This window comes from Desulfosporosinus sp. I2, assembly GCF_000960765.1.
Classification (GTDB): domain Bacteria; phylum Bacillota; class Desulfitobacteriia; order Desulfitobacteriales; family Desulfitobacteriaceae; genus Desulfosporosinus.
Map to the genome: position 1 here is coordinate 1 of NZ_JYNH01000217.1, position 5264 is coordinate 5264.

Annotated in this window: 3 protein-coding genes; all 3 read right to left on the bottom strand. The window is 45.5% G+C overall.

The window, feature by feature from the left end; all coding sequences use genetic code 11:
- Positions 1 to 3181, bottom strand: a 3181-nt coding sequence (locus UF75_RS24610) for a molybdopterin-dependent oxidoreductase (RefSeq protein WP_045577156.1), incomplete at its 3' end; no start/stop codon positions are given.
- Between the two features lie 18 nt (positions 3182 to 3199).
- Positions 3200 to 4282, bottom strand: coding sequence for an NrfD/PsrC family molybdoenzyme membrane anchor subunit (nrfD, locus tag UF75_RS24615; protein WP_045577157.1), 1083 nt, complete (start codon positions 4280 to 4282; stop codon positions 3200 to 3202).
- Positions 4283 to 4295: 13 nt separating this feature from the next.
- Positions 4296 to 5003, bottom strand: a complete 708-nt coding sequence (locus UF75_RS24620) for a 4Fe-4S dicluster domain-containing protein (protein ID WP_045577158.1) — start codon at positions 5001 to 5003, stop codon at positions 4296 to 4298.
- Between the last annotated feature and the right edge of the window lie 261 nt (positions 5004 to 5264).

Below are 5264 nucleotides of genomic sequence, written 5' to 3' on the forward strand. Positions count from 1 at the left end.
GTCCTACATTTTTAAGAACGGGGTCTACTCGCATCACCGGATTAAAATGCGTTCCTGTAGCTCTTCGGGGATCCCCTTTGATAACCTTGCCGTCCACGGTAATATCGCGAGATCCATAAGCAAAGTGCCCAAAGCTTACGTGGAAAGCTACGGTTCCAGGGCGTATCCCTTGGACCAATTTCACTTGTGCGACCATCTGAATTTCGCCTTGAGGTCCAAGCCTCCAGACTCCATCTGGGTTCGTTGCCGATAGAAGACGAACTTTATCCCCATCTTTGATTCCCAGCTTTTCCCCATCGACTGCATTCATCATTATGCTGTTTTCCTTCTCCAACGCTAACAACCAATAGTTCCCAGCAGTTCTAGACTTGGTATGATGAATGGGGCGATAGGTAATCAAGCTAAACGGAAAACCATCTTTTTCATCGGTCAGTAATTTACCAGTGCAGTCCGCTGGGCCGGCTACATAAGCTGCATGAGGAATAAAACTCTTACCCGTCATGGTATTTTTGGTCTTGGCGGTCTTCTCCTGGTAAATATTAATAAGTGCTCCATACTTGTTTTTTAGTTTTTCTCCATCAAAGGTGTCCGAATCATCCTGGAAGCGTCCACCTCGGTTTAGAACATAGACAACCTTTTTCCAGTTAGCAGCCCCACATGCTTCTTTCCAACGCTGAGGATCAAAGATCGATTTGGGAAGATGCTTCCGAGCAGCTAGGAAAATCTTCTCTTCCTCCTCATTAGCCTCTGGGACTGGTTTTCCATCCGTCGCTACGTTAGCGACTTGTTTCAAGTAGAGGTGATCTGGATGGGTTAGGGGAACTCCTTTTTCAAAACCATCTGGACCAAAGCCGGGCAAATTCATCTTCTCGGCGAGGCCTAGAAGAAAGCTCTCAAAACTCATCGGCATTTCCTGTCCATAGACTTTCGCATTATCTGTAAGCGGTGGCGCAGCAGGCTGACGAATCGGTTGGGTTTTATGCGGAATGCTCGGATGGCCCCCTTGGAATTCCCATCGTTCCAGATACGTGAGATCTGGAATAATATAATCAGCAAAGGTCGAAGTCTCGCCTACAGTAATATCAAACGTTACAAACAACGGGACTTTCTTAACATCCGTAATAATATCAACCAAAGGACCCGCTGCTGGCAACGTGTAAATGGGTGACCCCATATAAAGGAACAACGCTTTGCAGGGATATGGGTAAGCATCTCCCATAGAAGGAAGAACCTCCTGGTAGACATCACTCGCTAAGGGGAACCAAGGCCGTTTCGCTGGATACCCGCTAAAGATGGTCGTATCTTCGTATTTCACATTGTGCCGGATACAAGAGATCCCGAAGTCTGGCAATTTGCCCGGTTGGTTTCCAATGTTATAGACCTGTCCTTCTTTTGCACCGGCAGGACTGTAGTCGGATTTTTTAATAAATCCTCCCTTATAGTCAAAATTTCCATTCAAAACATTGAGCGTAAACCAGGCAAAGTTATTATAGAAGCCATTCGTATGCTGGGAAGGTCCACGATGGATATCGACCACCGCTTTTTTGCCATGGCTCGTAAATTCCTTAGCCAAAGTTTCAATGTCCTCAGCTACTACCCCTGCTAGCTCCGCCCATTCTGCAATGGTTTTTCGGCTGGCTTCCTCTTTCAGAATCACCAAAGCGCTCTTAACTTTAATCCCATTGATTTCAGTGTCTACGAGCAAATCTCCAGTTACCGCTTCGGTCTCACTATTGGGATCAAACATAACCGGTTTGCCGTCTTTAAAGACTACGAACAGTTCATCTTCATACTCCAGGCCCTCTTTGGTGGTCTTCTTAACTTTAGCACCACCGATTTCATGCGCTCGTAAAAATGCACCAGGTTTTCCGTTTTCAATCTTTACAAGCCAAGCACCATTGGACCAAGTTGGTTCTCCAGCCGCTTTAGCAGCTGCCTTATTAGCACACGCTAGAAATTTAGCATCATAGCGTTGGTTTTCGATGATCCAGCGAATCATTCCCATAGCAATTCCGGCATCTTCACCTGGTTTAGCCGGCAACCATTTCCACGCTTTAGTGGCAAGTTTCGAGAAACGTGGATCAATACAGGCAAACTTGAGACGCCCGGACGAAAGACCGTCGATAATACGGGAAGTCTGAAGTGGCGGTCCATAATTTGCTTCAAAATGGTTTGCTCCAACAAACAGAATAAATTCCGCCCCGGTATACTCTCCCTGCCAGTAGAATTTGCTTCCCCCTGTCCAGGACATCGCATTCTTTGCTGCATCATATTGCCATTGTTCACTCATTGCCTTACCTGTGAAGTAAAGAGAACCTTGGCATACCGTTGTATGACCGTGGGCATTGGTGGATCCCATACCTCCGATGGCAAAACGTTTGAGTAAATCCCCACGTCCATCCTTTAAACGTCCCCAATTGAAAACAAATTGGTTATTCTTCGGCCCGAAATCCGGATGTTCAGGATCAATTAATTTATCCAAGTGCTCTTTGAATTTATCCTTAAACGCATTCACGTGCTGTTTCTTCTTATCCTTGTCTTTCTCAGCGAGGATTTTCTTGATCTCCTCGGACATCTCTTTTCCAAGTTTGGCATCTTTCACCGCGCGTATCTGATTGAGGCCCTCCACTATGCGGTCTTCCTCTCCTGGTACATTAGCAAAGAGCTTGCCTCCGTTGGCAATCTCCTCTAAGGCTTGTTCAAAAGGAATGCCAACCCATTTGTTTTCTCCCCGCTTGCCAACCCGTTTCAGCACTTTGCGGATCCGGTAAGGATCATAGTAAGCCTGGAGTCCTGCCTGCCCTTTCGGACAGATGGCCGCATCCACTTTGCTAATCGTTGCTTTGTAATCCGATTTGTACGGTAAATGAGGATAGAGGTTCCATGGAGAATAAGGACTTCCTTCAATTTTCAGAGGCATCCCCTCTCCGGATTTTACTTTAATAGGACAGCCTGTATTACACTGTAAGCAAGAAGATGTAATTATAGTTTCTGGATTGTTAAATCCGTACTCCTGAGCATCCGTACCAGCATAGGCTCTCTTCTGCATGTCAAGAAATAAGGGGCTTCCTCCAACAAATGCTGCGCCAGTAGCGACTGTTGCTCCAGCTAAGAATGTTCTACGACTAATCTTCTTTTTATTAAGAATTTGATTTAACCCGTCGGTTTCTTTCTTACTCATCGTTTCTACCTCCTTTTCTTAAACGTTCATTGATCTATTCGATTTTGTTGAACCCTTAGTTTGGTCAGCCAAGACTTTGGGAATCAACCAAGAAATTGCCAAAACAACAGCGGCCAGGAGTCCAACTGCAACCAACCATTCTACCATCGACGGGCTATAACTAAGACTCAATCTAGAATCTTGAAACGCCTCCGGCAATCCGCTTAAATCCGGCTGAGTGAACGCAGCTGTAACAAACGTGACTTTATAGGTCAATATTCCCACTAACGACAGAAGCGCTCCAAGAAGTGCCGTTGCTGGCTTGGTTAAAAGATAAATAGCTACTACGCCCCCAAGCCCCGCAAACAAGACCCAGAATCTCCAGTCTGTCATTTGGGCCATGGCTTCCGGCAGATGCGTTTCTAAGGCAAGATGTCCTACTTCGACCACGAGATGCAAGACTATGGCATACATCAATAATTTGCGTAGTCCGTTTCCAGCTTGCTGAAGCAAATCAGATGCCAACAGGGCAGCTACTCCGTAGATCAAAGCTCCCCCTGCCACAATCGCTGACGTGACGAAGGCGAAGGCGCTACCCCAGGAATTCCACAGAGGACGGGCAATCATATCCCCAAAAAACAAAGTTTCAGCTCCGAGAAATAAGATCGATAAAGCAAGACCCAAATAGACTAAGGGTGAGCGTACACTTGAAATTCCTTTAAACACAATAAATGCCACAGTGAGGATAAACAGTGCATACCCCCACGACGCCCATGCTAACGGAGACATAAACGACGGAGAAAAGAAGATGCTAATTCCCTTCATAGGTTTTCCCAGATCTAGCGCAATAAAAGCCAGTGCCCCAATCAGAGAGATCGCCGCAGAACCAAAACCCAATTTAATCCAACGCACTGAATTATTCTTATATCCCAACAAGAAGCCAAACCACGTAGCTCCTGCAGCAGCAGCGACAAGGAAAATATATAGGCTGACCCATAGTCCCCAGGGGACGTAACTGCCGTAATTGACGACCGAATCTCCCCAGATAAACGCTTTGCCAACCGCAGAACCGCTACCAATCAAGGCTAATAAACCCAAAACCCATTGACTCAGTTTATTCATGCACATTCACCCCCTATAGATAATAGACTTGAGGCCCTGTCCCCAAGTTTTCTTTTAAACGAGTAGGTTTTCCAGAACTTAGCACCTTGTTGATGAGGCTATTCTTGTCATTGAGGTCACCAAAATATGTGGCACGCCCTATGCAAGTTGACACACAAACAGGTAACATTCCTACTTGTATACGGCTTGTACAAAAATGGCATTTGCGTGCACTTCCCATGACAGGTGAGCCATGTCCAGTTCTTGAATACTTCTTCCCATATTCATAAAACGTCGAAGTTTCATAGGGCTGTATTTGCGGGGTACCTTTAGTATAGTAACTTCCTGTGTCAAATGTCCGAGCCCCATAAGGGCAATTAGCTAAACATGAACGGCATCCGATACATTTTTCGTAGTTGATCTCTACAATTCCGTCTTTCCTCTTGAATGTAGCTCCTACTGGACAAACCTTGACACAGGGAGGGTTTTCACACTGCATACAGGGACGGGGTAAAAAGGAACGTTTGACCTTTGGGAAATCCCCTGTCTCTTCCTCCATAACTGGCCGGTATACCACTCCGGGTGGAAGTTTGTATTCTGAAACACAACCGATGGTACAGGCATGGCACCCTACACATTTGCGCGTATCGATTAACATGCCCCACTTAACGGACTCAGCTGGCCGAGCCAACGCGGCTTCTACCTCTTTCTGCATCGTAACGATAATATCATCTTGAGCCATGGTCTTCCTCCTTGCTAATAAATTTTAAACTATGTGATTACTTTCATTATTGCATATAATGGTTTATATAATAATCAGTAAAAACCCTGAAAATCTATCAGGGTTTTTGCGAAGGGGGAAAATGTAAAACCCCAATACCTTTTCAAGCACCTAATTGCTTTTAAGGTATTGGGGGCACAAACTTATATGAACTTTAATAGTTTGTCATCAAATATAGCCTTCTTGCATAGCATAGCGAACGAGTTCCGAACGTCTTTCGCA

Excerpts from the sequence above, each read along its gene's own strand:
- UF75_RS24620 (WP_045577158.1), bottom strand. The coding sequence starts at position 5,003 with ATGGCTCAAGATGATATTATCGTTACGATGCAGAAAGAGGTAGAAGCC.
- nrfD (WP_045577157.1), bottom strand. The coding sequence starts at position 4,282 with ATGAATAAACTGAGTCAATGGGTTTTGGGTTTATTAGCCTTGATTGGT.